1 protein-coding gene is annotated in these 3296 nt (G+C 38.7%); it reads right to left on the minus strand.

The window, feature by feature from the left end; genetic code table 11:
- On the minus strand, nucleotides 1–3296 hold a 3296-nt coding region (locus tag Q0L68_RS18490; RefSeq protein ID WP_296705733.1), incomplete at both ends, for a SprB repeat-containing protein.

A 3296-nucleotide genomic window follows, 5' to 3' on the forward strand; every position in this document is an offset into this window, starting at 1 on the left:
TTCCTACTCCTGTGGCATTCACATAAAAAATATAAGGAGTTGTTTTTCCTTTTAGACCCGATATTGACAATACACCTGCTGAACTGACATCATAAGTTACACCATTGACAGTTCCGTTGGGTATTAAATTGTTGCCATTCGCATCAAATGTCCATGAAAATTTAGGATTGGGAATATTTAGCGGGACAGAAGGGGTTGAAATTGCTACTTCCCCCGCGCAAATTTCATCATCATTTACCTTCAATACAGTTGGTACTTCGGATAGAGTAAATGTTGTCGGAACTGAAATTGTGCAACCCTGTGAATCTGTAACCTTAAATTCATAAACACCAATTCCAAGATTTGGAATTCGAATTTCTCCAGCAACTGCTAAATTTCCAGATCCCGAATTTGCTCCGTTCTTGGTATAAGTCACCTTATAAGGAGCATATCCCCCTGTTAAGGTCAATCTAATTTCACCATTATCCAGTCCACAAGATGGATCATCCTTTTCCAGGTTTGAAGCAACTAAAGCAGCAGCAGGTCCTGTAACTTGGATATTAGTAAGATTAACCAAACAACCTTCGGGTGTTTTGACTTGAATAGCGTAAGATCCAGTTGCTACTTGGAAAACATTAGATGATCCAAATGCCCCACCATTAATATTGTAAGTATAGCTTCCAGATCCACCACTTGCATTTACAGTGATTGAACCTCCTGTTCCAAAACAAGCCTCATCAACAACCGAGGCAGTGACTGTAGGAGATGAATAGACCTTTACTTTAGCAACCCCCGTATAGCCCAAACAAACACCAGAACCTGAGGCGCTTACGTAATAATTATATTCAATCGCCGAGGCTGGTAGGTTACCTATTGTCAATTCTCCATTTACAGGATTTATTTGATAGATTCTTCCATCAGAAGTCGGACTAGGGCTACTAATAATTGGCTTAGTTTTTCCAGCGTCAAGGAACCATTGAAAAGATGCACCAGCTGTAATAGGATCTAGTTGAGGTAGTAAAGTCGCGACTGAGCCTACACAAATCTCTTCATCATTAATCAAAATCTGTGTAGGACCATCCACCAATGCTACTGAGTTTGTTGAGATTGTACAGCCTTCACTATCCTTGATTATTAATTGATAAACTCCTGGTCTATAACCACCAAGAGAAATAGTAGTTTGATTTATTACTTGAACCCCTTGACTTACTCCATCCTTTATCACGTCAATTGAATAAGGTAGCCAGCCTCCGGAAATTGTTAAATTTAACTTTCCATTTGAGGCTCCACATCCTGGATCTATTCCAGAAAGTGGTGAGCTTGAAAGAGGCGAAGCAGGACTTGCAATAATAAAACTTAAGCTCTGAGCACATCCTGCTGGAGTAGTTACAGCAAGTGAATAATTGCCCGATGCAAGATTCAACATTTCCAATGCTGATTGGCTGATAGGAGCTCCACCATTCAATGAATATAAATTAGATGGTAAACCGCCACCACTTACTTTGACTTTCCCATTGGTATCTCCAAAACATGAAACAGCTTTTAAATCGAGCGTAACTGCTGGAATGTCATAAACAGACACATCAATCTTCTGTTCTTTACCAGTACAAACTACATAAAAGTAGAAATCATGATTTCCTGCAGGTAATCCGGTAATTTCCAATTCTGGGTTTAGCCAATCAGAGTCGTCAATAAGGTATTGTATCGAAGGGTTAGATGGATCAGGGCCATCTTGAATCAAACCCGTTTGACCTGGACCAGTATACCATCTTACTTCTGTTGCCGCCGCCGGCGGCAAAGAAGGGTTAGGAGCAATATGGATAGGCTTAATTTCAATTTTGGAACCAGAACATGAGTTTATTGGGGGCACAATCGCATACACAGGGTCTGATGATTCTTCAATTAGAAAATCAAATGTTTTATTACACCCTTGCCCATCCGAAATACTTAAGAAATACCGGTCTGGCGCCAAGTTTAATGCTTGGGTTAAATCTCCAGGAACTATAGGTCCATTTACAGCCCCTTTTCTCCACTCTACAACATATCCTCCCCAACCTCCAGAAATAACTAAGTCTCTAACACTTCCATTAGAAAGATCGCAAGAGGAACGTTCAATTGTTGGGCTGTTTATAGAAATTGCTGAAGAAGGTGTTTTGACAATAACAGTTTCCGAGAAGGTACAACCTATATCATTCCTAAGATCTATGTCATAGCTTCCTGGTAATAGATTATTGTAAGTGAAATTTTTAGTAAAAGGCGAGCCATCTATACTAATCTCAAAATCACCATTTCCTCCAGATGGAGTCACACTAATACTACCATTGGTATCGCCAAAACAAACTATATCACTAACCAAAATATTGGCAGTAATTTCAGGGTAAACTTTTACTGCAGCTGGCTCAACTAAGGTGCAAATCCCTGTTCCAGACACCTCAAGGTAATAAGTGAAATCCCCAGCTTTTTGGCCACTTATTGTCAAACCTCCTGTACTAGGATTAATTTGATAAATAATGCCATCTACATCAGGATTAGTGCTAGAAGATATTTCCTGAATCAACCCGGCATCTTTATACCACTTTAATTCTGGCGTTCCAGGAATTCCGGCTGAAAGTACAGGAGAAAACGCAAAATCTTGGCCAAAGCAAACTTCTTCTACCATTGGGTTAATAGTGAATGCAAACCCATCATCATTAACTAAGGTAACTAAATTTGGAAGATTGAGTTGGCAACCATTGGCATCAGTTACTTCCAATGAATAAATTCCAGGAGACAAATCTTTGATTTCATAAACCCCTGCCGTAATACTATTGATATAAGAGGAAATTGGCTTATTATTTAAAATCAAGGTGTAATCTTTTATACCACCAATTATTTCAAAGTTTATAACCCCGTTAGACGAACCACAAGTAGGGTCTGAGGTTATTAAATTTATTAATTCCAATTGTTCAGGCTCTGTAACCTCTATATCGAAATCAGAAAAACAAGGCGAACCATTTTCTTGGACCCGAATGGTATAAATACCTGCTTTTAATCCCACAAAATTGCCAGTTGAATTTATTGAACCAGTTTGAATTAAAGTATAGGTATTTGGACCCATTGGATCCACTGAATCAAGTTTTATTTGTCCATCATTTCCTCCAATACAGGATACTTGTACTTCCGAAAATAAAGCGATAGGGATTTTAAGAATTTTTACTTTTGCTTCGATTGGTTCTTTTGGGCAAATCTTATCGCCGGTTACATCCAAGAAGTAGCTATAAGAAGCTACATTATAAGATAGGCCAGAAATTGTCAGAATTCCATTTGTCAAATCGTAA

The sequence above is a fragment of the Algoriphagus sp. genome (genome assembly GCF_024642405.1).
Lineage (GTDB): Bacteria > Bacteroidota > Bacteroidia > Cytophagales > Cyclobacteriaceae > Algoriphagus.